The sequence below is a fragment of the Thermococcus sp. MV11 genome, from assembly GCF_012027285.1.
Taxonomy (GTDB): Archaea; Methanobacteriota_B; Thermococci; order Thermococcales; family Thermococcaceae; genus Thermococcus; species Thermococcus cleftensis.
This window is the reverse complement of the sequence record NZ_SNUD01000001.1, coordinates 888,834-915,167: the sequence shown is the minus strand read 5'-3', so window position 1 is coordinate 915,167 and position 26,334 is coordinate 888,834. Positions and strand designations below refer to the sequence as shown.

Here is a 26,334-nt window from a genome sequence, read left to right as displayed (position 1 = left end):
GGGAACATTAGACCATGCTCGAGGTATTCTTCCTTGGAACCGGTGGGATAATGCCGACGCGCGAGAGGAACGTTCCCGCAATAGCGCTCCGCTACAAGGGCGAGATTATACTCTTCGACGCTGGCGAGGGGACGATGAGACAGATGAACGCGGCAAGGCTCAGCCCGATGAAGGTTGAGAAGATCTTCATAACCCACTTCCACGGCGACCACTACCTCGGTTTAGCTGCGCTGATTCAGACCATGAACCTCTGGGACAGGGAGAAGCCCCTCCACATTTACGGCCCCAAGTACACCTTCGAGTTCGTCCAGCACTTCCTCCAGAGCGGTTTCTTCAGGCCGGGGTTTGAGGTACACGTCCACGAGCTTGGGGAAACCCGCTTGAAGTTCGATGGCTACGAAATCTGGAGCTTCAAGGTCGAGCACGGGATTCCCGCTTTGGGCTACGTCTTCAGAGAGAAAGACAGACGAGGAAAGTTCCTGCCCGAGAAGCTCGCCCAATACGGCCTGAGCGAGGGGCCGGTACTCGGAAGGCTTGAGAGAGAAGGTAAAATCGAGTGGAACGGCAGGATAATCCGCCTCGAGGACGTTACGGGTCCGAGAAGGAAAGGCGTTAAGGTTGTCTACACCGGCGACACCGGGCCAGCCGAAAGAACAAGGCTCTTTGCCGAGAGGGCCGATTTGCTTATACACGACGCCACCTACCTCTCCCAGGAAGATAGGGGAGAGAGCTACCACTCCACCGTCGAGGAGGCCTGTGAAATCGCCAGGAATGCCCGGGTAAAGCTCCTCGCCCTCTTCCACAGGGCCTTCCGTTACACCTACGACGAATACCTACTTGGGGCATCTGAGGTATGCAGGAGGCTCGGCGTGAACTTCATCGTTCCGAGGGACTTTGATGTTTTAACGTTCAAATCAGGAAAATGGAAGCTTAGAAACCTTCTGGAGGAGGAAGAATGAGCTACCTTCGCTACGTCAAGCTCATAGGCACTATGCACGTGTCACCGAAGAGCAGGGAAGAGGTTATCCGGACGATACTCAATGAGAGGCCCCACGCCGTTGCGATAGAGCTGGACAGGGCGCGCTTCCTGGCCATGAACGAGGAGAGACGCTTGACCCTTGAGGAGTCGCTCCGCTTCGGCAGGAGGGGGCTGATAAACTACGTTCTCGCAAAGGTCGAAGAGAAGCTCGGCGAGGAGTTTGGAATGGCCCCGGGTGAGGAGATGAAAGCAGCTGTAAACGCCGCTCAGGCCCTCGGTGTCCCCCTCTACCTCATAGACGAGGACATAAACGTCATACTCTCCAAGATAGCCGCCGCGCCGGGGAGGGAGAAGCTCCTTATGGGGTTGGAAGTGCTCGGCGTCTTCCTTCCCGTCAAAGCAGGTGATCTCGGCGACCCTATGGAAGAGTACCGGCTAATGATGGTGCAGTTCAAGAGGAGGTACCCCTACCTCTACCGCGTCCTGGTCGAAGAGCGGAACGAGGTCATGGCTAGGAATTTGATTTCAATCGTTGAGAACCTGAAGCTTCAGGGAGTTAAAAGGCCGAAAGTCGTAGCCGTTGTTGGCCTCGGGCACAAGCAGGGGATAGAGCACCTCCTCGACAGGGCGAAGGAGCGGAGGTTCCTCTCACCCTACTGGACGGCCGGGGCGGTTTGATGGGTCGTGAGTTTCACGGGAGTTGATCGAGAGCCCGACCGAGTCGTTACTTTTATATTTGAAACCGCCAGAGCATTCTTGGGGATACACCATGAGGGACAGGCTAGAGAAGATGCTCAACGTTAAGATACTTGAAATCGAGGAGCTTGATGACAGGATAGTTGTCTACGTGCCCGAGGACCAGGTTAGGATAGCTGTCGGAAGCGGGGGCGCCGCGGTTAAGGCGGCCGAGCTGGTCATTGGCAAGAAGATCGAGGTCAAGGGCAGGAGTTGAGGGGCTTTCTGATGCCTTACCGCCCCTGGGACGGCAGAATCCACCGCGGAAGCACCGGGGAAAGGGAGTTTGAAGACCTGATGGTTTCCTTCTTAGTTCTCACTCTGCTGTTTTCAAACTTTGACCTCCGGGCCCTCCCCTACGCCGCCGTTGCAGTTTTTGCCGCCTTCGTCTTCCACGAGCTGGCCCACCGGCAGGTGGCGAGACACTTCGGCTACAGGGCATACTACCGCAGATGGGACACCGGAATCCTCCTCGCCCTCCTCATTGGACTGGCAACGCGCCTTCTCACTGGCACCGTGTGGATATTCGCCGCCCTCGGCGCCGTTCAGGTCTACGCGCCCTACGCCGTCGATGAGAGGGAAGCCATAGGGAAGATAGCCCTCGCCGGTCCGCTGACCAACGTTGCCGTTGGAGCACTGACCCTGGCCGCGTTCCACCTCCTCAGCGTCTCGCCTGCGGTTATGGGAGTCCTGTGGGCAACGGCCTCGGTTAACCTGTGGTTGGCCTTCTTTAACCTCCTGCCCTTCCCTCCACTGGACGGCTCGAAGGTCGTTCGCTGGAACGCTGGAGTTTGGGCCATCTCCGTCGGCGCGGCTTACCTCCTCTTCAGGCTAGTGTAACACCCTCGGTGATATAAAAGGGAAAGGTTAAATAGGGGCGGGTGGATTCTTATCCGGTGATGCTTATGGAGTACAAGGCTCCGCTTGGAGTCAAGATTGAGGAGAACGGCGTCATTCCCGGCGCAAAGAAGCTCGTGAGAAGGCTCAGCGACCTGAAGGGCTACTTCCAGGACGAGGAGGCCTACGAGAAGCTTCTCAGGGAAAACCCCGTTGTCTATGAGGTCTACGCGGTCGAGCAGGAGGAGAAGGACGGCGATCTCAACTTTGCAACGACCGTCCTCTACCCCGGCAAGGTGGGCAAGGAGTTCTTCTTCACGAAGGGCCACTTCCACTCAAAGGCCGACAGGGCTGAAATCTACTACGCCATCAAGGGCAGGGGCGGAATGCTCCTCCAGACGCCGGAAGGAAAGGCCGAGTGGGTTCCGATGGAGCCCGGAACAGTCGTCTACGTCCCGCCATACTGGGCCCACAGGACGGTCAATACCGGGGACGAGCCCTTCATATTCCTGGCGATCTATCCGGCCGATGCGGGCCACGACTACGGGAGCATAAAGGAAAAGGGCTTCGCCAAGCTCGTCGTCGAGGAGAACGGGGAAGTCAAGGTCGTGGACAACCCGAAGTGGAAGGAGTGAATCCTTTTCCTTTTCTCACCGCAACCCTTATTAACTTCCGAGAGTTACACCACTCACGGTGATACAATGTCGTGGGGCGCTCTCTACTCATCGGCCTTCGAGAGGGTCAGGGGGAGGATAGGAAAAACCGGTCCCGTTCTGCTGGCGTACAACACCAACATCGACGCCGTGAAGTACCTTGATTCAACCGACCTGGAGCGCAGGGTTGAAGATGCCGGAAAAGAGAACGTTCTGCGCTACTCCGAGGAGCTTCCTGAGAGGATAACCTCGATCGAGCACCTTCTCGGGGGAATTCTCTGGAGCGTCAGGCGCGGAAAGGCGGCCGAGCTCTTCGTCGAGAGCTGCACCGTCAGGTTTTACATGAAGCGCTGGGGCTGGGACGAGCTGAGAATGGGTGGACAGGTTGGTATAATGGCCAACCTCCTGGGCGGCGTTTATGGCGTTCCGGTAATAGCGCACGTCCCCCAGCTCTCCCGCCTTCAGGCGGGACTCTTCAAGGAGGGCCCGATTTACGTGCCGAAGGTTGAGAACGGAAAGCTCGAGCTGGTTCACCCGAAGGAGTTCGAGGCGGACGAGGAGAACTGCATTCACTACATCTACGAGTTCCCGAGGGGCTTCAAGGTTTTCGACTTCGAGGCTCCGAGGGAGAACCGCTTCATCGGCGCGGCTGACGACTACAATCCTAACGTCTACATAAGGCCCGAGTTCAGGGAGCACTTCGAGGAGATAGCCGGAAGGGCGAGGCTGGCAATAATCAGCGGCCTTCAGACCCTCACCGCTCGGAACTACCGTGGGCCATTGGAGGAGATGAAGCGCCACCTTGAAATCCTAGGTGAGAATAACGTCCCGGTTCACCTCGAGTTCGCCTTCACCGCCGACGAGACCGTCAGGAAGGCACTCGTCGATGTCCTGGGTCTCTTCCACAGCGTCGGCCTCAACGAGGTCGAGCTGGCATCGATAATGGAGGTGCTCGGCGAGAAAAAGCTTGCCGAAGAGCTTCTCGCCAGCGACCCCGTTGATCCGGTGGCGGTTGCGGAGGCCATGCTCAGGCTGGCGGAGAAGACCGGCGTCAGGAGGATACACTTCCACACCTACGGCTACTACCTGGCACTGACTGACTATAAGGGTGAACACGTGCGCGATGCCCTCCTCTTCGCGGCTTTGGCAGCTGCAGCTAAAGCCAAGCTCGGAGATGTTCCCTCAATCAACGAGGTCGTCGATGCCATGGACGTGCCCGTGAACGGAAAGGCCTCTGAAGTGGAGAAGAAGCTCGTCGAGGAGTACGGAATGAGCAACGGAATGGCCGAGGTGGATAACTATCAGTTGGTCTTTGTTCCGACAAAGATAGTTGAGAGGCCCAAGAGCACCGTGGGAATAGGGGACACCATATCCAGCTCGGCCTTTGTGGGCGAGTTCGCCCTTCGCTGATTTTTCCTTCGCCAAGGTTAAAAACCTGAAGAGCGTAAGTAGTGCAGTGAACAGGGGTGGTTGCCATGAAGTCGCTGATTCTAGCCGGCGGCAGGGGAACGAGGCTGTGGCCACTGAGCAGGGAGCTGATGCCGAAGCAGTTCGTCCGCTTCCTTGACGATAGGTCGCTCTTCCAGAAGACCGTCGAGAGGGCTCTGAAGTTTTCCAGGCCTGAAGAAATTTTTGTTGTTACCAATAGAGACTATAAGTTCCGTGTTCTGGACGACCTGGGCGAGCTTGGAGTCAAGCTTCCGGAGGAAAACGTTCTGCTCGAACCTGAGGGGAGGAACACCCTGCCGGCGATACTGTGGGGGGTGCTCAGGGTAGAGGAGACCTTCGGCGATTCCACCGTCGCGGTTCTTCCGAGTGACCACCTAATAGAGGCCGGTGAGGCCTACGAGCGGGCATTTAGGAACGCGGAGAAGCTGGCAGAGGGATACCTCGTTACCTTCGGAATAAAGCCGACCAGGCCACACACCGGCTACGGCTACATAAGGCCGGGCGGGAAGATTCAAAGCGAGGGTGGGGTCATCGGCTACACCGTGGCCGAGTTCAAGGAGAAGCCCGACCTAGAGACGGCAAAGAGGTACGTCGAGGAGAACTACCTCTGGAACAGCGGCATGTTCATGTTCAGGACGGGGGTTTTCATCGAGGAAGTCAAAGTCCATGCCCCAAAGGTCTGGGAGGCCTTCGAGAATGCCGGAAGTGTGGAGGAAGCCTACCGCGCCGTCCCGGACGTAAGCGTGGACTATGGCGTCATGGAAAAGACCGGCAAGGCTGCGGTGGTTCCCCTCAACACCTATTGGAACGATCTGGGGAGCTTCGACGCAATCTACGACGTCCTCGAAAAGGACGAGAGCGGAAACGCCGTGAGGGTGAGCGGGAAAAATTCCGATTACATAGCCCTCAACTCCCGCAATAACCTCGTGATGACCGAGCGCTTAACGGCAACCGTCGGCGTTGAGGATCTCATAATAATCGACACCGACGATGCCCTCCTCGTCGCTCATCGCGGGGAGAGCCAGCGCGTTAAGGAGGTCTATAAGCTCCTCAAGGAGCGCGGCGACGAGAGGGTCTTCGTCCACAGGACGGCCTATCGTCCCTGGGGAAGTTACACAGTTCTTGAGGAGGGTGAGCGCTATAAGATAAAGCGTTTAACCGTTCTGCCCGGCAAGAAGCTGTCCCTCCAGATGCACTACCACCGTTCTGAGCACTGGGTGGTTGTCAGGGGCACCGCCAGGGTCGTCGTTGGAGACAGGGAGATACTCCTCAGGCCGGGGGAGAGCACCTTCATTCCAGCGGGAGTTAAACACCGCCTTGAGAACCCCGGCAAGGTCGTCTTAGAGGTCATAGAGACCCAGATTGGGGAATACCTTGGTGAGGACGATATAGTTCGCTTTGCTGATGACTTCGGGAGAGATTGAGGAGATGAGAGCTATGTCCAATAAAGAGAAAACCAAGAACTGTGGCGATGAGTGGGAGAGGTTCAGTAACTCAATAGCCTCGCTTTCGCTGAGCCTCCTTCCAACGCTCCTGTTCATTCTGATAATGGCCTACGTCATTGTCGTGGGACTTCAAAACGCGGAGATAAGCTTTACTGTCGGCGACCAGCGGGTGACCGTCACCTACCCGGAGGTGAGCGTGCCCATTGACTACACTGCTATAAAGAACGCCGTGGTCTATCTCTTCGCGGCGATACTTATAGGTCTCCCGGTGCCCCTTCTATCGGGGAAGCTGAAGCCCGTAAAGGTGCTCGTGTCCCTCCTGCAGGCTGGAGCGTTCATTTACGGACTGTACATATTTGTGATGGCAATACTGAAGTTCGCCAACGCGCTGATGTGAGGTGAAAGCGATGGGAAGGCTCTTTGGGACCTTCGGCGTCAGGGGGATAGCGAACGAGAAGATAACGCCTGAGTTTGCCCTCAAGATGGGCATGGCCTTCGGAACCATGCTCAGGAGGGAGGGGAGGAAAAGGCCGCTCGTCGTAGTCGGCAGGGACACCCGCGTTAGCGGGGAGATGCTGAAAAACGCATTGATAAGCGGCCTCCTCAGCGTCGGCTGCGACGTCATTGATGTCGGCATCGCTCCAACGCCTGCAATCCAGTGGGCCACGGCTCACTTCAAGGCCGACGGTGGGGCCGTTATAACCGCTTCCCACAATCCACCCGAATACAACGGCATAAAGCTCCTCGAACCGAACGGCATGGGACTTAAGAAGGAGAGAGAAGCGGTTGTCGAGGAGGTCTTCTTTAAAGAGGACTTCGACAGGGCCAGGTGGGACGAGATAGGCGAGGTCATGGAGGAGGACATCATCAGGCCCTACATCGAGGCGATAAAGAGCAGGGTTGACGTCGAGGCGATAAGGAAGAGGAGGCCCTTCGTGGTCGTCGATGTCTCCAACGGCGCGGGCTCTCTAACGCTCCCCTACCTCCTCAGGGAACTCGGCTGTAAAGTGGTGAGCGTGAACGCCCACCCCGACGGCCACTTTCCTGCCAGAAACCCCGAGCCCAACGAGGAGAACCTGAGGGGGTTCATGGAGATTGTGAAGGCTTTGGGTGCCGACTTCGGGGTCGCCCAGGACGGCGACGCCGACAGGGCTGTCTTCATAGACGAGAACGGCCGCTTCATACAGGGCGACAAGACATTCGCGCTCGTTGCCGATGCCGTTCTGAGGGAGAACGGCGGTGGGCTTCTAGTTACCACGATAGCGACCTCTAACCTGCTCGATGACATAGCGAAGAGGAACAACGCGGAGGTGCTGAGAACGAAGGTAGGCGACCTCATCGTTGCGAGGGCACTCCTTGAACACAACGGAACCATCGGCGGCGAGGAGAACGGGGGTGTAATCTTTCCGGACTTCGTGCTCGGCAGGGACGGGGCGATGACAACGGCAAAAATAGTCGAAATCTTTGCAAAGTCGGGCAAGAAGTTCAGCGAGCTGATTGATGAGCTTCCGAAATACTACCAGTTCAAGACGAAGAGGCACGTTGAGGGCGACAGGAAGGCGATAGTGGCGAAGGTGGCGGAGCTCGCTGAAAAGAAGGGTTACAGGGTGGACACCACCGACGGAACCAAAATTCTCTTTGAAGACGGCTGGGTACTCGTGAGGGCCAGCGGAACGGAGCCGATAATTAGGGTCTTCAGCGAGGCGAAGAGTGAGGGAAAGGCCGAGGAGTACCTCGAGCTCGGGCTGGGGCTTCTGGAGGAGGCTATAAGAAGGTGATTTTTGCCCGTCTCATCTTTTTATCAATCCATTCAAATAATAAATAGAGCCGGGGGCTGACCGCCTCCTGGGCGCCAAGAGAAAAACGTCAGCCACTTCTGATGTAGAAGCCCATTGGAACGTTCACGGAGCAGGAGCTGAACCATCCGGCTTTGAACTTGTATTTCTGCGCGCTCTCGAAGGCGCTTATCATTACAAAGGAACCGTAGTTTTGAACTCCACCATCTATTGATACGCTCCCGGTCTTCTCGTACTGGACTGAAGCAACGAGTCCGGCAACCGGTGCTGGAGCGCCAAAGGCAACCGCAATTGCACCCACTGGAATCCCTACACCAAACTTCATACCGCATTTTCCACCAATGCCGTTGAACAAGTATGCAAGGCTTATTCCTTCGCCGGCACTCAGCGGTGTCCTGAGGGACTTCCTGGTGAACCTGTAAAACGTTGGGTCCAGTTGAGGTGTCTTTACCTCAGAACCGCCGTACATTATGTACCCATTGACGCCCCTTCTGACTTTAACGTCGTAAATCCCAACATCTATCCTTTCCCTTCCCGTCTCACTGCAACCGTATGCCCCCATTCCCCCCGCACAGATGTACTCCTTCTCGTGCCTGTAGTAGGGCTTTGCCAGGACGTAGATGTAGCCGACCTTTCCTTTGGGGACATCGATGGAGCGGTAAAAGTAATAGTGCCCCTCGACGGGGACCCACTTCTTTCCATATATCGTCACGGACGACGAGAGTGCCTTGACCGGATCACCGCTCCCGAACTTCACTTCAAGGTCTGTTCCATGGGCTAGAGTGGCAGAAAACTCTGTCTTGTAGTCTGCCCTAAATGAAATCGACGCCTGAAGCTTCCCCCTCCCGTTTCTGTTGTCGATGATGAGAAGGGGAACTTTCAGGAAGTCTTCGGCCTCCCAGGAGTCCTCAGCGAGTCTCCATTCGTAGTGGTACCCTCCTTCCCGGACAGGTGACGGCAGGGGTTCTTTCTCAAGAATCTCCAATTCAACCCTCTTCCATGTCCCGTCCAAGTCTTCCCTCGAGAGCAACGTCGAGCCGGTGCCCCTGTACAGGAGGCCATTCTCCCTATCCATAATCCAGACGGAAACCCTGACACCGTAGCGCTTTTCCTCACTTATCCCTGGGAACAATTTCCTCACGTTGTCCATCTTTACGGTGCTCCTCGTCGTATCGAGCTTCCAGAAACCGGACCTTTTAATTCTGTAATGTCCAACCGTTTTGATGCCCTCCGGTGTGGCCACGTCCACCTGAACCTGAATCTCGTAGTCCTCGGAGAGTCCCCTAAGGGGATTCCCCTTCTCGTCCGTCAAGACTATGAGCATTCCGTCCTTCGGCGGCGTCCATTCCGCCAATCCTGGCATTCCGATAAAGAGCGTTATCAAAATTAGTACTGCCAATGTTTTCAGTCTCACTCTCAGGACGTATCACCAGATTCAACATGACCTGTAGTATTTTTAAAATTTGCTGTAAATTTTTTGCTTTAAAATGGCAAGCTTCAACTGAAACGTGCATATCAAGCCCGCCATTTCCTCAGAATCTCCACCCCCTCGTTCACGCTCTTCGGTACTGGCAGGCCGAGGTTCAGGAACAGCTCTACCAGTGGGGGCACGTCCAGATTGTGCTCCCTAAGGAGTCCTGGATTTCCAAGTATCTCTTCGGGAGTCCCGACCGTGATAATCCTTCCGCGGTCCATAAGGGCTATCCTGTCGCAGAGCGAGAGGTAATCGGCCTCGTGGGAAGCTAAGATAACGGTCTTTCCCTCCCCCTTCAGTTCGAGCATGAGCTCCCGCATCAGCCTCTTGCCCCTGAAATCGAGGTTGGCGAAGGGTTCATCGAATACTATTATCTGTGGCTTCATGGCAAGGACTGTGGCTATCGCTATCCTCTTTTTCTCACCAAAGCTGAGCTCCTTGGTTTCCCTGTCTGCATAGTTCTCCATGCCTACCTTTCTCAAGGCCCAGAGAACCCGCTCCCTCAGCTTCTCCCCCCTGAGGCCGAGGTTGTAAGGGCCGAATGCAACGTCCTCAAAGACGGTCGGCGAGAACAGCTGGTCGTTGGGGTCCTGAAAGACTATGCCAACTTTTCTCCTGACATCTTTTGGCCTTTTTACAGGATCGAGGCCGTCCACAAGGATTCTGCCTTTTTTGGGAGTGAGAATTCCGTTGAAGTGGAGGAGCAGAGTGCTCTTTCCGGCTCCGTTGGGGCCAAGGAATCCGAAGAGTTCTCCCTTCTCAATCGCGAGGTTTATTCCCCTCAGCACTTCACTGCCGGAGTAGGAGAAGTAAAGGTCTCTCAGCTCTATCATAGCAGCAGTCCCCCCAGAGCGAGAAGGGCAAGTGTTGCGGTCCAAACACTCGGCTTCGGTTCCTCAAGGCGCGGGAACTCCCCGAAGCCCCTCGCCAGCATAGCCCGGTATATCCTCCCGTTCCTGAGGTAAGCCCTGACGAATATCTCGCCGATGAGGGAGCCGAGCTTTTTGTAGTATTCCTTCTTCCCGATCCCAAAGGCCCTTGAGTCGAGGGCGCGCTTCATTCTCGTTGCCTCGTCCACGAAAATGTCGAGGTAGCGGTATGTGAAGGCCAGGGTCAGGGTTAGTATCCTTGGAAACCTCAGTGCCTCCATCTCGGCGAGTATCCTGGAGAAGCCCACCGAGCTGGTCACTACCACGGCCGTTCCGGCGGAGAGGAAAGCCTTCCCCAGGAGCATGAAAAACGAGTGGATTCCCTCATGGGTTATCGGCCCAAGAGGGGTCTCTAAGATTGCTTGTCCCGGATTGAAGAGTGCCATGATAAACAGAAGTCCCTCGAAGCCGAGAAGGAAGCCGAGCTTTTTGAAAACACCCCTCTTTGGCCTCATTGTGAGCACAACGACAAGGAAAAGGAGCCCAAAATAGGCTAACTCCGTGATGCTCTTTCTCGTTACGACCCCAATCGCGTAAAGGAAAATGAAAGGCAGGTACACCTCAGGCACCCTTTGCAAGCTTTGCTAGAGCATAGCCAGCTGCGAAGGTTAGGGTTATGCCGAGCAGGCCCATAACTACGCTCTGACCCCAGGTTTCCCCGTAATCAAGGGGAGCGTGGTAAACTGGGTTCTCTTCAAGGCCGACTTTTTCCATCGTGGCCTCCAGCCCGTCCGGGTTGCTTGAGGCTAAGGGGAGAACCACCGCCAGTACGACGGCTATAATGAGCAAACCCTTAAAGACCGTCCTCATGCCGGCACCCCCTCCACCGATGGAAGCTTTGCCCTTATGGCGTGGACTATCAGGACGGTGAGTACGGCCTCACCGATTCCGATTATCGAGTGGTAGCCGACCATCAGGGTGAGCACCTTGAGGAACGGAAGGCTGTGGCTGAGGCCTATCTCGACCGATGCGAGGGCAGCTCCAAGAACGACGGAGAGCCAAGAGGCTAGACCCATCGCGAGGGTCTCGTTGATGTCCTTGAGTTTTGTGTAAACGGCGTAGCCTATGAAAGCCCCAATCAGCCCCATGTTGAGAATATTGGCTCCTATTGCCGTTATTCCCCCATCGCCGAAGAGTAGTGTCTGTATTAGAAGAACCGCGGTCATGACTATTACTGCCGCATAGGGCCCGAGCATTATTGCAACTAGAGTTGCTCCCAGCAGGTGCCCGCTGACACCACCTATTATTGGGAAGTTCACCATCTGCGCCGCGAAGATTCCTGCCGCGAAGAGCCCGAGGAGCGGTATCTTCTCCTCCGGGAAGTTTCTGAGCTTCCTCACCGCGTAGGCTATTCCGGCTATCGTTATTGCGTATGTAATCACTATTACCGGTGTGCTCAGCAGTCCGTCTGGAATGTGCAACTCAAACACCTCCCTGAGGTCCTTAGTGTCATCAATTAGTAAAAAAGTGGCACGAAATAAAAGCGTTTTTTAAACCGGGTATTACCAACCAAAGGTTTGCAACGGCGGTTTTCAGTTAAAATCTTCAGAAAAGAAACGAACGGGGGCTCAGAGGTAGCCCCTGTCCTCTTCCTCCGGGGCCGGTGGCATCTGCTGCTCCAGCATCGCCCTCTGCATCTCCTGGACCTTCCTGAGTATCTCCTCCGTCTCCTTGGCACGCTCTTCGAGGGCAGTCATGTCGATCTCGATGCCCAGTATTTTCGTCACCGCCAGGAGGACGGATTTTGCCGCCTTGGCATCGACGATGTAGCCCAGGCTCTCGCCGAGAAGGCTTATCCCGTACATAGAGCGGAGCTTACCCATGCCGAGGAGCAGTCCGGCGGCGCCTACTATGGCCCCTCCCTCGTCCTCGCGCCAAATTACCTCCACCTGACAGCCCTCGAGCCTTCTCTGATAGTGCTCGACCAGCTCCTCGTGGGTTACAGCCGCCAGAACCCTCGGCTCGCCCTGGAGCTCGGGCACCTGGTAGCCGCCCATTGTGATTATCTCCCTGACCCCGAACTCGCTCACGAAGTCCAGCATCTTTCCAACTACCTCGAAGTGACCGGGGCTGTCCGTTGGTGGAACCTGCTGGTCGCCGGTGATGATTATGATATCCCGGCCGTTCTCGTCCGGGTTCTTCCAGTAGTAGAACTCGTTCTTCATTAGCTCGACTATCGAGCCCTTCTTGATGAGAACCTGGTGCATGAAGTGGGGTGAATAGAGCTCTGCAAACTTGATGGCGTTGAGTTCCTGAATGAGATGTTCGGCCGCTAGCTTCCCGACTAGCCCAATGCCTGGAAGGCCCTCGATGAACACGGGATCCCTCAGCTGGGGTCTCTCAAGGACGTAGATGGTGGTCTCTTTCATCTCTCACTCCCTCCTAACAAGGCCCAGCTGCTCGCGCTTCAGCCTCCTTCTGTACTCGCCGTACGGGTCTTCCGGCGAGAAGCGCGGCGGGTGGGCTACCTTGGTCTTCTCACCGCAGACAGGGCAGGTCTCCCTGAGCGTATAGCGCCCGCAGCTGGGACACTTCCTTATCCGGAAGTGCATCACGAACCCCTCTTCTTGACCTTCTTTATACGCTTCTCCTTTCTAATGAGCGTGGCCTCTCCGCCGGCTTCCTTAATGACCCTGAGTATCTCCTCGGCTATGTCCTCCAGAACCGCCTCGGCCTTGTAGTAGTCCGGGGCGGTGATGTCGATCCTGTATCTCGGAGCGCCCTGGTAGGAGAACTTGACCTCTATCTCCCTCTCTTCGTTGGCCCTGTCCCTCGCCCTGATGAGGGCCTCCTTGATTATCTCTATACCGTTCGGCTTCGGAACGGTTATCTCAAACTCGGCGTCGATGGTGACGGTGGGTATCTCAACGTAGGCCTCAATTATCGGCTTCAGGGCCTCGATCCACTCGTCGCTGATGAGGCCCTGGAGAACCTCCATTCCGTTCTGGGCCGCGTCCTCGAAGGCGGCATAAACCTCCCCGTACTCCTCTTCGAGGGGAACCCAGACCTCGCGCCAGGCGGTTTCGAAGTCCTTTCCTATCTTCTCAGCCGCCATCTTGAGGAGGTTCTCGGCCTTCTGGGCGCGCTTGTACTCCTGGAGCTTGGCCTTCCTCTGCTGCTGGTTGACACGCTTGAGGCTCAGGTCGATATGCCCCTTGCTCGGATCCACGCGTATGACCTTGGCGACTATCTTCTGGCCCTCTTTAACGTGATCCCTGATGTTCTTAACCCATGTGGAGGCGACCTCGCTTATGTGCATGAATCCCTCCTTTCCGGGGTACTCGTCGAGCTTGAGAAAGGCACCGTAAGGGTGAATGCTCTTGACGGTGGCGACCACAAACTCTCCCTCTTCCGGGTATTCTCTGGCTTTCCTCGGCATTTCAATCACCTCAAAATTTTCTCTGCCGGGATAAGTTACGAAAAGAGGTATTTAAAGTTTAGCAGAAGTTTCCAGGCACGGAGGCAAAGGAAAGAAAAAGCTCACTCGAGAACCTCGAGTATCTTGGCCTTGATGACGCCCTTACCGCCGGTCGGCTCGACGAGGGTCGCGCCGCAGACGAGGCACCTGACGGTGGTGGCCGGGTTGCTGAAGACTATCTGCTCGTTGCCGCAGTCTATGCACTTGACGCGGAGGAACCTGCTCCTCGGCATCGGAATGAGGTTCTTCGGGAGCGCCATGCTTCACACCTCCACCAGCTCGAACTTCTTAACGCGGAAGCCCTGTCCCCTGGTGTGGGCCTTGCCGCACACGGTGCACCTAAACCTGAGGTCGAGCTTCTTGACCGGCTTCTCCCTTCCGGCCGGGTTCGGCCTCGGGAAACCGCGGTAACCCTTCATGATCCTCCTAAAGCGCCTCTGGCCCTGACTGAGCTCGCTCCTCGGTCTCTTCTTGACCTTCTCGACCTTGTGGATCGTGTGCTTCTTACAGTAGGGGCAGTAAGTCCTTATCTGCTTCGGATACTTCATTCTCTCACCTCCACGCAGAGGCCCGGTGGGTTCCTACTCGCCCCAGCCTCGGACACCCCCGAGCCATGAGGCATGATAGTGCCTGCAAACCCCGGTAGCCGCGAGGCTTTAAAAAAGTTTTGCGAACTGAACCAAAACATTTAAATAACAATAAGTTATTAAAATATCTGGAGGTGGGATCATGGAGGAAATGATAACTACCGTGGAGGAACTGAAAAAGCTGGAGGCAAAGGCGGAAAAGGAGTACCGGAGGCTCCTCAAAAAGCTCAAGGATCCGGAGTATGCAGATCTGAGGGCTCTGCTCCTTAGAATGGCTATAGACACTGCCTTTCACAGGCACCTGATGGAGGCCCTTGAGAGAGCGTACCATGAGTCCTTGAAGCTCGTCGAGGAGTATGGGGGCGGGGAGGACGTGAGTGATGTGGCACTAATCCCTGGCCTGCCCACGATTGTGATGCCCATGGGCTTTGGTGCAATGGGTGCCAGGGTTCCCCCGGAAGAGATAATCGAGGAGTACCTAAAGGACTTCCCGACGGAAGTGGTACTGCCTGAGAATGGAGACGGAAAGCTTGGTGAGTTGCTTGGGAGGTACCTCGAGCTCCAAGAGAAGATGCTAGAGCTCTACGATAGGCTTTCAAGGAGGGCATTCCACCCGGTAGTTAGGGGCATTGTCACAGAGATAAAGAGGAACGAGGAACAGCACGAGGCTATCCTTAAAAAGCTTGGTGAGAGGTACGGGACTCACTCGGCGGGTGCGTAGTAGCAGCGCTTCGGTGAGATTATCTTACCCTCTTTTTTGAGCACTTTTATGGCCTTGTCCACTTCCTTCTTGTCGATGCCGGCCAGCTCGGCTATCTCCTTGCTCTTGAGGGGCTTCCCTGCTTCCTTCAAAACCTTGAAAACGAGTTCAACCTCGGCCATCTTCATCACCAATTGAGTTTACACATAAAACCTAAATCGTTTGAACTTAAAAGATTATTGGTTAGAACTGAAGGATAAACGGGACAACGAAGGGCACCATAGCGGTGAGCACGAAGCCGTGGACGAAGGCTATGAGCGCCACCTCGCTGCCCCCAAACTTCGTCATTATCGGTAGCGTGGTATCCATCGTTGTAGCACCTCCCATGGAGACGGTCAGCTCCTTTGGTATTTTCTTTATCGCCACAGGATACAGGAGAACCGTGAATATTTCCCTCGTGAGGTTTGCCAAAAAGCCGAGCGTTCCGTAGACTGCCGAATACTGTGCGATCAGTGGTCCTGTGAGGCTGTACCAGCCGCAGCCGGCGGCAACTGCAAGCCCCCACCTGAGTTCTATCCCCAGGAGCAGGGAAGCGACGAGGCCGCCCAGGAGTGAGCCCAGGAGGGTGCCGAGGGGCAGCTTTATGGCGAGCCTTCCGAGCTTCCTGATCTCCGCGAGCCGGAAGCTCTGACCAAGGTCTATTCCGATTATCAGTATCAGCAGGTAGAGCATGATTTCATAGAGATTGCCGAACTCCGGGGCGTAGAAGTGCCCTGTGAGTATCCCTGCAATCAGCGCGACCAGAACGTAGGCCAGAAACCTCATCCCTTTCCCCCCACGAGGAGAGCGATCCCAACGCTGCCCGCTATGGTGAGGGCCGCGAATACTGTGGACGAACTAAGGAGCCACAGGGCATCTATCTTCACCTTCCCCGCCTCGACACCCATGAAGAATACTAGGAGCAGCAGTGCGGCGCTCATGGGGGCATCAACGTTCACCTTACGCTCTTTCCTGCGGAGAACGTAGCCTACGAGAACGCCCGCGATTAGTGGGATAAAGATGTTCATGTAAACCCCTCCTCTGAAGGTTAGTGAACTACCCCTCTCACAGGTGGGGCTTCGTGAGGAGTGAGACCACCCCAAGGTAGCCTCACCCTCACTGGCCGGTTCACACGGCCACTACCGGCTATCCCCCTGAGGGGGGAATCGCCGGCTACCTTCCTCAAAATGTTCAACGCACCGTTCACGTCGGCATTAACCAGCGTTCCAGTTGAGGACTGGAAAAGTCCCCTTTTCACCCGCCTCCCAAGGTATTCCTTCTTTTTCCCAATAGGCTCCAGAGCGAGGGCATCAACCCTGCTCGTGTACGCCTCATCAACCTCACTGTAGTTAATCCCGTAACGCTCGCACTTCGCCTTCAATTTTTGCTTGAAAAGGCCGAACGGAACATACTGGAAATTCTGGTTGTTCCTCTTGCCAAGGTTGGCGTTCTGCTTTATCCCTTTCAGCTCACCAATTACAATGTTGCCAATCCCGTTCTCAAGGCAGTAGTTCACGATGTAGCTCACCGCCTTGTTCATGAAGTCGTTAATCACGTTATTTCTTTTCCTCAAAAGCCAAGCCATCTTCTTTCCAAACTTCACGCCCTGCTTATCGTATTGACTCTGAAGGCGGGCCTTCTCCCTGTTCCACCACCGGTTGAAGCTCTTTAACCCCCGGCCTTCGATGATGAAGGCAGTCCCGGTGGTGGAGACACAGGTGGCGAAGTTGTCAAGCCCCAAATCAATGGCGAGGTATTTTGAGTGGTCTAAATCCCTCCTCTCGGGTTCAACCTCGTAAACATATTCAATCTCGAACCAGAGGGCGTTGTATCTTGGCACGATGCGGACTTCCTTTATCCTGTGGCCTTTAACGTTCTTCGGGAGGGTGAATTCGAGGTGTTTGACCCCGTATTTTTCTGCGAAGTTCCTGCCGAGGGAGAGGATTATTCTGTCCCCTTTAACCCTGAAGGACTGGTAGGGGAAAATGAGGAGGAAGTGGCCGTCCTTGGGGAGGTATTTCGGCGGCCTTACCGGACGGTTGTAGTTACCCTTCCGCCTCTCGTTGAGGACGTGGAAGAAGGAGCGGAAGTTTCTCTCCACGATTTTCATCGTTTGCTGTGCGGCTTGGCTCGGAAGGAGTTTGTAAGGCTCGCTGTCCTTCACGAGGTGGTAGGCCTTCACGTATGGCAGAAAAGTGCCGTTCAGCTCGTAGTGTTGTTTAACCGTGTAAAGTGTGAGGTTGTAGAGGCTCCTGGATAGGTGGGTCAGCGTTCGGAGAATTTTGTAGGTCTTCTTGTCCACCCTGAGGTGGTTCTTCTGGGTGAGATACGTGGGAAACCACCTATTAGTTTCTAATATGCGTTGTCATTTAAAGTCTTCGGGCTTTCATCTCCTCCCTTTCGGAAGGAGTCTCCCCGCCCAATTGGATAAACGTATCGAGGGGCTCGGAGGGTGTTCACGTCATCATCTGTGAGCCGTCAGTTTGCTTGCTAGTCGTCATCGCCCCGAAAAACTACTCGACATGCCTTTTAAACCTCCCGGGCAAAGGTTTTTACGAGGAATTTTGCCTCATTCAGACGGTGGTTGATATGATTCGCGCATCGGAAAGGGCGATGGGGATAGAATACGCCATCAGAGACGTTGTCCTTCCGGCAAGAGAGCTTGAGAGGAAGGGAATAAAGGTTATCCGCCTTAACATAGGCGATCCCGGAAAGTACGACTTTCAGCCACCGGAGCACATGCAAGAAGCCTACTGTCGTGCCATAAAGGAGGGGCACAACTACTACGGACCAAGCGAGGGCCTTCCGGAACTCAGGGAGGCCATAGTCACGAGGGAAAAGAGGAAGAACGGCGTTGATATAACCCCCGAGGACGTTCGCGTCACCGCGGCCGTCACAGAGGCCCTCCAGTTCATATTCGGGGCCCTCCTCAACCCCGGCGACAACATCCTCGTTCCGAGTCCCAGCTATCCACCCTACGTCGGCCTGGTCAAGTTCTATGGAGGAATCGCAAATGAGTACCTGACGGTTGAGGAGAACGGCTGGCAGCCGGACATAGACGACATGAGGAAGAAGATCAACGAGAGGACGAAGGCCATAGCCGTGATAAACCCCAACAACCCAACCGGCGCTCTCTACGAGAAGAAGACGATAAAGGAGATACTCGACCTCGCCGGCGAGTACGACCTGCCCGTCATCAGCGACGAGATATACGACCTCATGACCTACGAGGGGAAGCACGTTTCCCCGGGTTCCCTCACGAAGGACGTTCCGGTTATAGTCATGAACGGCCTCTCCAAGGTCTACTTCGCCACCGGCTGGCGCCTCGGCTACTTCTACTACGTTGACCCCGAGGGCAAGCTTGAGGAGGTCAGGGAAGCTATAGACAAGATGGCCAGGATAAGGATATGCCCCAGCACCCCTGCACAATTTGCCGCGATAGCCGGCCTGACCGGTCCGATGGACTACCTGGAGAGGTATATGGCGAAGCTCAAGGAGAGGAGGGACTACATCTACAGGCGCCTCACCGAGATTCCTGGGATAAGCACGACGAAGCCCCAGGGAGCGTTCTACATCTTCCCGCGCATAGAGGAGCGCTCGAAGTGGAAGAGCGACAAGGAGTTCGTCCTCGACGCCCTCCACGAGGCGCACGTGCTCTTCGTCCATGGCTCGGGCTTTGGCTACGCTGGAGACTGGCACTTCAGGATAGTCTTCCTGCCTCCGGTGGAGATACTGGAGGAGGCCATGGACAACTTCGAGGCCTTCATGAGGAAGAGACTGAGCTAATCCCTCAGTTCCCCTTTCATTTTGAGATACTCCTTTTTACTCAGCGGGAAGGTCTTGGCTGATTTCATTAGGGAGTTTATGAACTCTACCTGCTCTTTGAACACTTCATTGGGGTTCTTCTTCAACCTTTCAACGTACGTTCTAATGAACGATATCCGCTCGTTCATATCACGTCTCGAATGGAGCCTTAACGTTGGGTTTTTGTGCGTATTCATACAGCATCGCCCGGTCAAGCTTCTCCTTAAAAAGCTCATACAGAAAAAGTCGCTTAGTTCGCGGGTCACTACAATCTCGGTCAGTTTTTCGTTAGGGATTTGAATTCCTATGCCCTCACCAAGAGAAAATTGAAAAAGGCCTCTCCCTTCAGGGTGGGGAGGAGGTCAGCCTCCCGAGACCACTGGGATTACTTCAACGGTAACGCCGTCCTCGATCTTCTCGTCCTCCAGGGCAACCCTACCGTTCACCTTGGCTATGGCGCTTTCCGTGTTGAAGCCGACCTCGCGGAGCACGTCAGATACCTTGAGGCCCCTTCTCCACTCAATCTCCCTCTCTATACCCCTTCCGAGGACCCTTACCCTTATCATCGTCACCACCGAAAGGCATATCTTTTCCCGCTTTATAAACTCCACTGGCCGATGCGCTTACGCTCCCTTCGGGCTGAACGTTTGGCCCGGCACCGACGGGTGCGGAGACCACCACTCCCGAGGCCAGCTAGCTTTGCGCAAGCAAAGATTGACCAAACAGGATTTTGGAGAAAAACGGGGTTCGTGGGGTGTAGCCCACTTCGGGGGTTTGAGAGTACAGGAAGCTTTTGGAAAAAGCTTCACCAAAAGTTTGTGGTTCTCCTTAAAATTGGGTATATTCAGTGTGATTTTAATTGGGGGTGTTTTTGACTTGGAATCACTCTCGTTTTACAATTTAAAGGATAAGATTGTGGAGCCGGGACCGGGATTTGAACCCGGGTGGAAGGGATCTGCAGTCCCTCGCCTCGCCTCTAGGCTATCCCGGCATTCGACCCAGAGAAAGATTTTGGCGCCGCGGAGGGGATTTGAACCCCTGTGGGCAGCGCCCACCGGCTTAGCAGGCCGGCGCCCTACCAGGCTAGGCTACCGCGGCACTCCAATGCCCGAGTTATATGAACAGGGGAGGGTTTTTAAGTTTTTTGGCGGGGCAAAGCTTTTACGTCCTCCCACCCACACCCCTCAGATGACCGAGCTCTTCAACTCCAAGCTCTGCGCAGTCTGCAAGGGTCGAAAGCTCCTCTGCGGCAGGCCCACCTGTCCGATTCTTGAACGCTTCAGGGTAGCCCGCACCGTCGAAGGAAAACTGAACAAACGCCACCTTTTCGGCTCCTCCCCGCCGAGCCTCTTCGTCGGGGAGTACGGCTACCCCAAGGTGAGGATAGGCCCCCTCGTCCCTCCGATTGAAGGGAACACGAGCCACCTCGACAGTCCTCTCAGGTGGGAGGACAAGACGATTCGCGATATTCTTTACTACCGTTCCCTTCTTGTCATGGGCGAGACGAGAGCCGATGTGAACGTCAGAAAAAGCGGAAGGATTCTGAGCGAGGTCCAGGAGCTGGCCATGTCGGTGAAGCCAGTGGACAGCGAGATAATCCTCAAGAGGAAGCCCGTCCTCAAGGTTCTCCCGAGCGAGTTTGCACCACCCATAGGGCCGAAGGCTGAGCTACTCGACTTTGAACTCACGGAGAACCCACGGATTCCGAGGAGGACGGACTACGTCGTGAGCGACGAGCTGAAGGCCGAGCAGGCGATAATGAGGCTCTACAACTGGGGCTTCGACGAGTACTACATCATAAGGCTTCTCTCGGCGGGGCTCCTTGGGGTGGATAAAAAGCTCGTTCCGACGCGGTGGAGCATCACGGCAGTTCAGGACACGATAGGGAAGAACCTGCGGCGCGAGATACTCCACTATCCCGAGATAAACGACTACGAGGTGTACTTCTACAGATTCCTCGGCAATCGCTACGCCGTTCTGCTCATGCCCGAGAGCTACGCCTTTGAACTGCTCGAGGTCTGGCTCAAGGGGTCGCTTTTCGGGAGCGAGAGGCCAAGCGTCATTCACGACTACGAGGACTTCCGCGGGAGGAGGGAGTACGTCAAGGAAACGGCCGGAGCCTACCACGCCGCCCGGCTGAGCGTTCTGGAGGCGCTGAGGAAAAGGAGGAGGCAGGCCAGAGCCGTTGTCTTCCGCGAAGTTACTCCAGAGTACTACGCCCCGGTCGGCGTGTGGCAGATTCGCCTCGGAGTGAAGAAGGCGATGGGAAACTTAATCGGTCGCTTCGAGACGCTCAACGAGGCGCTCGATGCCATAAAACGGTGCCTCGAGCACCCGTTCGAGGAGTACCTCGGGAGGAGCTACATACTGGGAAGCCTCGCGAGGCAAAAAACGTTAGACGAGTGGCTCGGAAGGAATTTATACCGGGTCGAGAAATAGGAACGGTGGATGATGACCACTCCATCCCACTGAGGCGTGATGACTGCACGTCAGGCTGACACCGGTGATGGAAATGAGAAAAAAGCTCGCCCTCGTAAGCCTCGATGGCAACGGGGTTTACAACCTGAAGCACATGCCGTTCCTCAGCGAGTTAGCTGAGAATGGAAGTTTTACCGTAGTTGATTCAATTTTCCCGACGCTGACAGATTTGGTTCACACCAGCGTGATGACTGGAGTTTGGCCGAAGGACCACGGGGTCGTTGAGAACGGCTACTACGACAGGCTCGCCGACAGGAAGATTAACTTCTACGACTACGAGGTTGCCTTCAACCCCCACAGGGTCATAAAGGCACCGACCGTCGTTGATTTGCTCCGCTCCAGGGGCGTTAGAACTGCCAGCGTCTCCGGCTACACGATGCCACCCTTCAGCGGGACTGATGTTAGAATCTTTCCGCCCTTCTTCGCGAGCGACAAGCTCTACAGGATTCACGGGCGTGACTGGAGGAAGGACCTGTGGGTTCTAAACTCGGCCATCTACCTCTACGAGGAGTGCAGGCCTGACCTACTCTTCGTCCACTTCGCCTCGATAGACGGCATGGGCCACGACCACGGCCCGCTGAGTGAGGGGGCTCTGAAGGCCGTCGAGACCGTTGATACTGCAGTGAGGGCACTGTGGGAAAGGTTGAAGGACGAGTACGCCTTCGTAATCTTCGCCGACCACGGGCAGGAGGAGGTGCACACCTGGGTGAACCTGAGAACTTACCTGAGGAAGCACGGAATCGAGACGCTCCGCGTTTCCTCGGGAGGCGGAGCACACGTCTACCTCAGGAACCCGAACGAGGCGGAGGAGGCCTTTGAAATCCTCAGGAGAGCTCCAGGAGTTGGGGCGGTCTTCTTCCGGGAGGATTTGGAGCACCTAAACAGCCCGAACAGCGGCGAGCTGATAGTCTCAGCTAAGCCAGGTTACTGGTTCTGCTCCCACAGAATGTGCAGGGGGATAAAGGGAGTGAGCCACTGGGTTAAGGGAATGCATGGCTCGATGAACGAGCCAGTTGTGAAGGTTCCGCTGATACTGTGGGGATTTGAGAAGGTTGAGCTTGAACACGCCTCGCTGATGGACATAGCACCCACGATACTGAGGTTCTTCGGGATAGAGAAGCCGGGGAATATGGCGGGGAGGAGTTTAGTGAGCAGTACATAAAATTATTCTTCTTGGGGTTTAAAGATGAACTTAATAATCCATGCCTTATCTTTTTCAGAGTAATGGTATTCTGTCTTCAAAGCTAGGGGCATTAACGTGTGCTCCAGGGTTTCCTTAATTTCTGATATCTGGGGACCACTCAGTTTGGATTTAAGAATTCCTATAATCCCGTCTTCCCTATAACTCCATGAACAATCATTACGAACAAATTTGACACATCTTGTTAATGAAATGATCTTTGAACTTCCTAGTGACCCCTCGTAGACTTTCATCTTTATTAGGGGTGTGTTTTTGAAAAATACGGACTTAAGGTTCTTGATGTCTTCTTGGCGGTTTTTTCTGAAAAGTTTACCTACTCCTGATTTTGTGCTGAATAATATTCCGTTTATTAGTTACTGCTAATCCATTAAGTCCCCCGGAGAAATATCAAGATTAGTGAAGACGGTAAGGATATACTCCCCCGGCATCAAATAGTCCCGAAGTTCCATTTCCCTCCTCCCGGAGGGTATAATACTGGGGAGCTTAGAGCAGTCCAAGGCGGCGGAGTTTGCGTTCTTCAAGTGCCCTCTCTTCCTCGCGAATCTCTCGCATGATTTCCCTAGCGGATTTATCGAACTTCAGAAGACCTCTGAACTCAATATCCTCATCAACCGGGATCAAAACAATCCCATTCCCAAAGTCGATGGTTTGGAATTTACGCTTCCCCAACCTTGACCACCAGGAAAAGAATACGCATCATGCACAAAAAACCTTTCCAAGAGACTGGGATAGAAAAGCAGAAGAATAGTGGGAAATCCCGCCAGCCCTCAGCGTGAGGACTGGGCGATCCTCTCGATCTCTTCCTTCTTGCTGTAGGCGAAGCTCTTCGGGTCCCTGTTGGCGGCGGCGATTATTTCCTCCGCCAAAGCCTGGGCGTAGCTGGTCTTGTTCCTGTAGCACTTGGCGGAAGCACCGAGGGCGATGTTCTTGAGGGCTATGTCGAGCCTCCTGAGCGGGGAAACATCGACGGCCATGTGGTAGCGTATCCCACCGAAGGCTATGGTGGTCGTGTCCTCCCTCGGGGCGGAGTTCTCGATGGCCCTCACGAGAACCTGTATCGGGTTCTGCTTGGTTCTCCTCTCGATGATCATGAAGGCCTCCTTGACTACCTCATAAGCTTTCATCTTCTTGCTCATAAGGGAGCGGTGCTCTCTCCTCATGAAGTGGCCGCCGACCTTGTGACCGCTGGCGCCGCTGCGCATGACCTTGTTGATGAGCCTCTCGACGATGTGGACCTGGGCCTTGCCGAAGGCCTTCTTGGCGTGCCTTCCGTGGCTGTGCGGGAGGATTCTAGCGTCGAGGTTGATGTAGGGCCTGAGCGAGGGGTCGTTCACGGTGACGTCCTCAACGCTCCACCTGCCCATGACCTTGAGATCCTTAGGCTGGTAAAAGCGCTCGGTGAGTGGCTTGGCCATTCTCTTCACCTCCTCGGCTTCTCCTTCCTTCCCTTGACGAGCTCCTTGAGGCTGACCCTGTTCACCTTGACGACCTTGTACCTGATTCCTGGGATATCACCCATGGAACCTCCCTTTGGACCGCCGATTCCCTCGATGATGACCTCGTCGTGCTCGTCGATGTGGTTGATAGCACCGTCACCCGGGGTGAAAGCGGTGACGACCTTACCGTTCTTGATGAGCTGAACACGGACGGCCTTACGCATAGCCGAGTTCGGCTGCTTGGCCTCGACGGCTATCTTCTCGAGAACGATACCCTTGGCCTGCGGAGCACCCTCGAGCGGGTCGCTCTTCTCCTTGAGCCTGAGAACTCTCCTCTTGTACCTTATGTCGCTCCAGCGGAACTTCTTCCTCTTGAGCTTGAGCTTTCTACCAGCGAACTCTCCATATGGGGCCTTCTTTCCCGGCATGATCATCACCTCAAATTATGACCACATCGTGAATGCCATGGTGTCTCTCCATCAACTCCTTAACGAGGTTGATGTTCTGGCCGCCCTTTCCTATGGCGCGGGGCTTGTCGCGCGGTCCTATGTCGAGGAGGGCGACCTTTTTACCATCACGCTTCTCAGTGATGTGGACCTTTTTAACCTTAACTCCAAGGCTCTTATAAATGTTCCTCAGGAACTCCTCGGGGTTTTCCGAGTGCTCTATGAGCTCGATTTCCCTTCCGACCATGTTCTGGACGCGCTTGACGTTGGCTCCCTTTTTGCCGAGGGCAAGGCCCATCTCGCCCTTCTTGATGACGTAGATGAGCCTGTTCCTCTTGGTGTCTATGAGGCAATCTAGGACGGTCGCTCCCGTCATGCTCTCGAAGAGCGCTATGAACTTGATCTGGTCGGTGTTGAGCTTGAGCGGCATTACTCCTTACCCCCAGCCAAAGCCAGTATCTTGCTCTCGCCAGGGTCGATTATCGCGAGGGCGGAAACGGTGTGCGGCCTTCCGAGGAGGGTTCCAAGCTCGACGCTGGTTCCCTCGAACTCGTAGACCGGAATACCGCTGAGCTTGGCGTAGTAGAGTATGTCCTCCTTGATATCAGGCCTGGCGTTCCTGGCAACGATAATCATCTTGGCCCCGCCCATCTTGGCGTACTGAATGCTCTTCTTGGCTCCCATGACTATCTTTCCGGTGTCCTCTGCCTTCCTAAGTTCGAAAGCGAAATCAACCATACATCACACCTCCCTACTCCCTTTTCGGTCTCAGGGGGAGATTCATCGCCAGTTTGACCATTCCGGTTCCGACTGGAACCGGCTGTCCTATCAGCACGTTCTCGACCACACCGTTGAGGGGATCGACCTCGCCCCTCTCGGCGGCCTCGAAGAGGTGCTGGGTTGTGATCTCGAAAGCGGCCCTGGCAAGCACGCTGGCCTTCTCCCCAACTATTCCGTGCCTGCCTATGGGCAGTATGACTCCATCGAGCGTCATCATATCGGCGACGAGCATGATGTGCCTGACGTCCACCTCGAGACCCTGCTCGCGCATCGTGTTCACTATTTCCTCGATGATGGCGTTTCTGGCGGCCTCTATGCCTAGCACCTCCGCTATTTCCCAGATGTTGTTGGTCCTCGTCCTGGTTGGATCAACGCCCGGAACCTTCAGCACCTGCTTGAAGTTCGAGCCCTCGGTGTAGATGACGTACTCGTCGCCTTCCTTTCTTATGATGGTCTTCCCGACGCCCGACAGGCCTTTAAGGCGGTGCTTTTTAACCTTTTCGGCGAGCCTCCTCAGGTCGGAGAGCTTTCCGACCTTCTTGGGCCTCATAATGAGCGTGTATCCATCGATCTCGAACTCAGCGCTCTTGAAGGAGCTTTCAAGCTTCCTCTGAATCCTCTCCATGTCGAGGCCGGCCTTTTCAAGCCTCTCCGGGTCGATGTCCACTATGAACTCGTAGTTGAGTATGTCTATGCTCGTCTCGCGGGCGAGGTTCTCGAGGGTGGTTCCCTCTATCCTCCTCGCCACCTCGAGGGCCTTCTCCCTGTCGTGCCGGTGCTTCTCGTCGAGGTAGACGGTCATGATGGGTGTTGAGGGGTTCTTCCTGGCATCGACAATCTCGATGATCCTTGGCAGACCGAGGGTGACGTTGATTTCCGCGACACCTGCATAGTGGAAGGTGTTAAGGGTCATCTGGGTTGAGGGCTCACCTATGGACTGCGCCGCGACGGTTCCTATGGCCTCTCCCGGCTCGATGAGGGCCCTCTGGTACTCCTTCACGGTCTCCTCGATTATTGCCTCTATCTCGGCCTTCTTGAGCTTGTACTTCTCATTGTACCTGACGAGCTTCTCGTAGAGTTCCTCCTTGAGGTTCTCCGGGAGGTCAGCCTTGTCAACGAGGCTCCTGATGGTCTTCGCTGCGACCATT

Annotated in this window: 34 protein-coding genes and 2 tRNA genes; 13 read left to right on the top strand and 23 right to left on the bottom strand. The window is 55.2% G+C overall.

From position 1 onward, the window contains the following. The first annotated feature begins 14 nt into the window (after positions 1 to 14). The 9 genes from E3E27_RS05090 to glmM all read left to right on the top strand — a co-directional run bounded on the left by E3E27_RS05090 (position 15) and on the right by glmM (position 7,876). The gene (locus E3E27_RS05090) at positions 15 to 959 is read left to right on the top strand and encodes a ribonuclease Z (RefSeq protein WP_167773606.1); all 945 of its coding nucleotides are present in this window, start codon (positions 15 to 17) and stop codon (positions 957 to 959) included. After that, positions 956 to 1,657 carry a TraB domain-containing protein gene (locus E3E27_RS05085; protein ID WP_167773605.1) on the top strand — a complete coding sequence of 234 codons (702 nt, stop codon included), beginning with the start codon at positions 956 to 958 and terminating at the stop codon, positions 1,655 to 1,657. The genes E3E27_RS05090 and E3E27_RS05085 overlap by 4 nt, the downstream gene beginning before the upstream one ends. Positions 1,658 to 1,748: 91 nt before the next feature. After that, entirely contained in the window at positions 1,749 to 1,931 is a 183-nt protein-coding gene (locus E3E27_RS05080; protein ID WP_014788320.1) for a KH domain-containing protein, read from the top strand. An 11-nt stretch (positions 1,932 to 1,942) separates the two neighbouring features. Continuing rightward, positions 1,943 to 2,554 carry a site-2 protease family protein gene (locus E3E27_RS05075; protein WP_167773604.1) on the top strand — a complete coding sequence of 204 codons (612 nt, stop codon included), beginning with the start codon at positions 1,943 to 1,945 and terminating at the stop codon, positions 2,552 to 2,554. Positions 2,555 to 2,619: 65 nt separating this feature from the next. Continuing rightward, positions 2,620 to 3,186: a glucose-6-phosphate isomerase gene (locus E3E27_RS05070; protein WP_014788318.1), complete on the top strand. Its 567-nt coding sequence runs from the start codon at positions 2,620 to 2,622 to the stop codon at positions 3,184 to 3,186. A 66-nt stretch (positions 3,187 to 3,252) separates the two neighbouring features. Then, positions 3,253 to 4,614 carry an ADP-specific glucokinase gene (locus E3E27_RS05065; RefSeq protein WP_167773603.1) on the top strand — a complete coding sequence of 454 codons (1,362 nt, stop codon included), beginning with the start codon at positions 3,253 to 3,255 and terminating at the stop codon, positions 4,612 to 4,614. Between the two features lie 65 nt (positions 4,615 to 4,679). Further along, positions 4,680 to 6,077, top strand: a complete 1,398-nt coding sequence (locus E3E27_RS05060; protein ID WP_014788316.1) for a mannose-1-phosphate guanylyltransferase/mannose-6-phosphate isomerase — start codon at positions 4,680 to 4,682, stop codon at positions 6,075 to 6,077. A gap of 4 nt (positions 6,078 to 6,081) precedes the next feature. Then, positions 6,082 to 6,495 (top strand): hypothetical protein, encoded by a 414-nt coding sequence (locus tag E3E27_RS05055; RefSeq protein WP_371731551.1) that lies wholly within the window; start codon positions 6,082 to 6,084, stop codon positions 6,493 to 6,495. A 10-nt stretch (positions 6,496 to 6,505) separates the two neighbouring features. Further along, positions 6,506 to 7,876 carry a phosphoglucosamine mutase gene (gene glmM / locus E3E27_RS05050; RefSeq protein WP_167773602.1) on the top strand — a complete coding sequence of 457 codons (1,371 nt, stop codon included), beginning with the start codon at positions 6,506 to 6,508 and terminating at the stop codon, positions 7,874 to 7,876. Between the two features lie 88 nt (positions 7,877 to 7,964). Here the strand turns inward: glmM and E3E27_RS05045 are convergent, their stop codons facing one another. The 10 genes from E3E27_RS05045 to E3E27_RS05000 form a co-directional block, all read right to left on the bottom strand. Further along, a complete protein-coding gene (locus tag E3E27_RS05045; protein WP_240910671.1) occupies positions 7,965 to 9,257 on the bottom strand; it encodes a hypothetical protein in 1,293 nt (430 codons plus the stop codon). Between the two features lie 152 nt (positions 9,258 to 9,409). Next, positions 9,410 to 10,201: an energy-coupling factor ABC transporter ATP-binding protein gene (locus E3E27_RS05040; protein ID WP_167773601.1), complete on the bottom strand. Its 792-nt coding sequence runs from the start codon at positions 10,199 to 10,201 to the stop codon at positions 9,410 to 9,412. Further along, the gene (locus tag E3E27_RS05035; protein ID WP_167773600.1) at positions 10,198 to 10,857 is read right to left on the bottom strand and encodes a CbiQ family ECF transporter T component; all 660 of its coding nucleotides are present in this window, start codon (positions 10,855 to 10,857) and stop codon (positions 10,198 to 10,200) included. The genes E3E27_RS05040 and E3E27_RS05035 overlap by 4 nt, the downstream gene beginning before the upstream one ends. A 1-nt stretch (position 10,858) precedes the next feature. After that, entirely contained in the window at positions 10,859 to 11,107 is a 249-nt protein-coding gene (locus E3E27_RS05030; RefSeq protein ID WP_014788311.1) for a PDGLE domain-containing protein, read from the bottom strand. Further along, a complete protein-coding gene (locus E3E27_RS05025) occupies positions 11,104 to 11,718 on the bottom strand; it encodes an energy-coupling factor ABC transporter permease (protein ID WP_048151807.1) in 615 nt (204 codons plus the stop codon). The genes E3E27_RS05030 and E3E27_RS05025 overlap by 4 nt, the downstream gene beginning before the upstream one ends. A 147-nt stretch (positions 11,719 to 11,865) precedes the next feature. Further along, positions 11,866 to 12,666 carry a proteasome assembly chaperone family protein gene (locus E3E27_RS05020; protein WP_014788309.1) on the bottom strand — a complete coding sequence of 267 codons (801 nt, stop codon included), beginning with the start codon at positions 12,664 to 12,666 and terminating at the stop codon, positions 11,866 to 11,868. Positions 12,667 to 12,669: 3 nt separating this feature from the next. After that, positions 12,670 to 12,849, bottom strand: coding sequence for an RNA-protein complex protein Nop10 (locus E3E27_RS05015; RefSeq protein WP_014788308.1), 180 nt, complete (start codon positions 12,847 to 12,849; stop codon positions 12,670 to 12,672). Next, positions 12,849 to 13,676, bottom strand: a complete 828-nt coding sequence (locus E3E27_RS05010) for a translation initiation factor IF-2 subunit alpha (RefSeq protein WP_167773599.1) — start codon at positions 13,674 to 13,676, stop codon at positions 12,849 to 12,851. The genes E3E27_RS05015 and E3E27_RS05010 overlap by 1 nt, the downstream gene beginning before the upstream one ends. A 101-nt stretch (positions 13,677 to 13,777) precedes the next feature. Further along, on the bottom strand, positions 13,778 to 13,975 hold the full coding sequence (locus E3E27_RS05005) for a 30S ribosomal protein S27e (protein ID WP_012571194.1): 198 nt from the start codon (positions 13,973 to 13,975) through the stop codon (positions 13,778 to 13,780). A gap of 3 nt (positions 13,976 to 13,978) precedes the next feature. After that, positions 13,979 to 14,263: a 50S ribosomal protein L44e gene (locus E3E27_RS05000; protein WP_014012391.1), complete on the bottom strand. Its 285-nt coding sequence runs from the start codon at positions 14,261 to 14,263 to the stop codon at positions 13,979 to 13,981. Positions 14,264 to 14,444: 181 nt separating this feature from the next. On the opposite strand from E3E27_RS05000, the gene E3E27_RS04995 reads away from it, so the two are divergent. Beyond that, entirely contained in the window at positions 14,445 to 15,023 is a 579-nt protein-coding gene (locus tag E3E27_RS04995) for a hypothetical protein (protein ID WP_167773598.1), read from the top strand. Here the strand turns inward: E3E27_RS04995 and E3E27_RS04990 are convergent. The 4 genes from E3E27_RS04990 to E3E27_RS04975 are packed head-to-tail and all read right to left on the bottom strand — an operon-like array spanning position 15,005 to position 17,400. After that, complete coding sequence (locus E3E27_RS04990) at positions 15,005 to 15,190, bottom strand: HTH domain-containing protein (protein WP_237266263.1); 186 nt, start codon at positions 15,188 to 15,190, stop codon at positions 15,005 to 15,007. The genes E3E27_RS04995 and E3E27_RS04990 overlap by 19 nt on opposite strands. Positions 15,191 to 15,245: 55 nt before the next feature. Beyond that, positions 15,246 to 15,827 carry a lysine exporter LysO family protein gene (locus E3E27_RS04985; protein ID WP_167773597.1) on the bottom strand — a complete coding sequence of 194 codons (582 nt, stop codon included), beginning with the start codon at positions 15,825 to 15,827 and terminating at the stop codon, positions 15,246 to 15,248. Further along, positions 15,824 to 16,069, bottom strand: coding sequence for a hypothetical protein (locus E3E27_RS04980; protein WP_167773596.1), 246 nt, complete (start codon positions 16,067 to 16,069; stop codon positions 15,824 to 15,826). Before E3E27_RS04980 ends, E3E27_RS04985 begins: the two co-directional genes overlap by 4 nt. A gap of 20 nt (positions 16,070 to 16,089) precedes the next feature. After that, on the bottom strand, positions 16,090 to 17,400 hold the full coding sequence (locus E3E27_RS04975; RefSeq protein ID WP_371731557.1) for an RNA-guided endonuclease InsQ/TnpB family protein: 1,311 nt from the start codon (positions 17,398 to 17,400) through the stop codon (positions 16,090 to 16,092). 230 nt (positions 17,401 to 17,630) lie between these two features. On the opposite strand from E3E27_RS04975, the gene E3E27_RS04970 reads away from it, so the two are divergent. Continuing rightward, entirely contained in the window at positions 17,631 to 18,827 is a 1,197-nt protein-coding gene (locus tag E3E27_RS04970) for a pyridoxal phosphate-dependent aminotransferase (protein ID WP_014788301.1), read from the top strand. Between the two features lie 380 nt (positions 18,828 to 19,207). On the opposite strand, the gene E3E27_RS04965 is transcribed toward E3E27_RS04970, so the two are convergent. From E3E27_RS04965 to E3E27_RS04955, 3 genes are all read right to left on the bottom strand, one after another. Further along, complete coding sequence (locus E3E27_RS04965; RefSeq protein ID WP_014788299.1) at positions 19,208 to 19,411, bottom strand: MoaD/ThiS family protein; 204 nt, start codon at positions 19,409 to 19,411, stop codon at positions 19,208 to 19,210. A 350-nt stretch (positions 19,412 to 19,761) separates the two neighbouring features. Continuing rightward, a tRNA-Cys gene (locus tag E3E27_RS04960) sits at positions 19,762 to 19,836 on the bottom strand. A gap of 21 nt (positions 19,837 to 19,857) precedes the next feature. Continuing rightward, a tRNA-Ser gene (locus tag E3E27_RS04955) sits at positions 19,858 to 19,943 on the bottom strand. 90 nt (positions 19,944 to 20,033) lie between these two features. Between E3E27_RS04955 and E3E27_RS04950 the strand changes: the two genes are divergently transcribed. After that, positions 20,034 to 21,284, top strand: coding sequence for an Nre family DNA repair protein (locus tag E3E27_RS04950; RefSeq protein WP_167773594.1), 1,251 nt, complete (start codon positions 20,034 to 20,036; stop codon positions 21,282 to 21,284). A 73-nt stretch (positions 21,285 to 21,357) separates the two neighbouring features. After that, complete coding sequence (locus E3E27_RS04945) at positions 21,358 to 22,485, top strand: alkaline phosphatase family protein (protein WP_167773785.1); 1,128 nt, start codon at positions 21,358 to 21,360, stop codon at positions 22,483 to 22,485. Positions 22,486 to 23,007: 522 nt separating this feature from the next. Here E3E27_RS04945 and E3E27_RS04940 read toward each other — a convergent pair. From E3E27_RS04940 to rpoA2, 6 genes are all read right to left on the bottom strand, one after another. Continuing rightward, positions 23,008 to 23,193 carry a hypothetical protein gene (locus E3E27_RS04940; protein ID WP_167773593.1) on the bottom strand — a complete coding sequence of 62 codons (186 nt, stop codon included), beginning with the start codon at positions 23,191 to 23,193 and terminating at the stop codon, positions 23,008 to 23,010. A gap of 98 nt (positions 23,194 to 23,291) precedes the next feature. Then, positions 23,292 to 23,939 (bottom strand): 30S ribosomal protein S7, encoded by a 648-nt coding sequence (locus tag E3E27_RS04935; protein ID WP_167773592.1) that lies wholly within the window; start codon positions 23,937 to 23,939, stop codon positions 23,292 to 23,294. Between the two features lie 5 nt (positions 23,940 to 23,944). Next, positions 23,945 to 24,388, bottom strand: coding sequence for a 30S ribosomal protein S12 (locus E3E27_RS04930; protein WP_014788295.1), 444 nt, complete (start codon positions 24,386 to 24,388; stop codon positions 23,945 to 23,947). Positions 24,389 to 24,398: 10 nt separating this feature from the next. Then, a complete protein-coding gene (locus E3E27_RS04925; protein WP_014788294.1) occupies positions 24,399 to 24,836 on the bottom strand; it encodes a NusA-like transcription termination signal-binding factor in 438 nt (145 codons plus the stop codon). Continuing rightward, a complete protein-coding gene (locus tag E3E27_RS04920) occupies positions 24,836 to 25,144 on the bottom strand; it encodes a 50S ribosomal protein L30e (RefSeq protein ID WP_014788293.1) in 309 nt (102 codons plus the stop codon). The genes E3E27_RS04925 and E3E27_RS04920 overlap by 1 nt, the downstream gene beginning before the upstream one ends. 13 nt (positions 25,145 to 25,157) lie before the next feature. After that, entirely contained in the window at positions 25,158 to 26,333 is a 1,176-nt protein-coding gene (gene rpoA2, locus E3E27_RS04915) for a DNA-directed RNA polymerase subunit A'' (protein WP_014788292.1), read from the bottom strand. Position 26,334 lies beyond the last annotated feature (1 nt).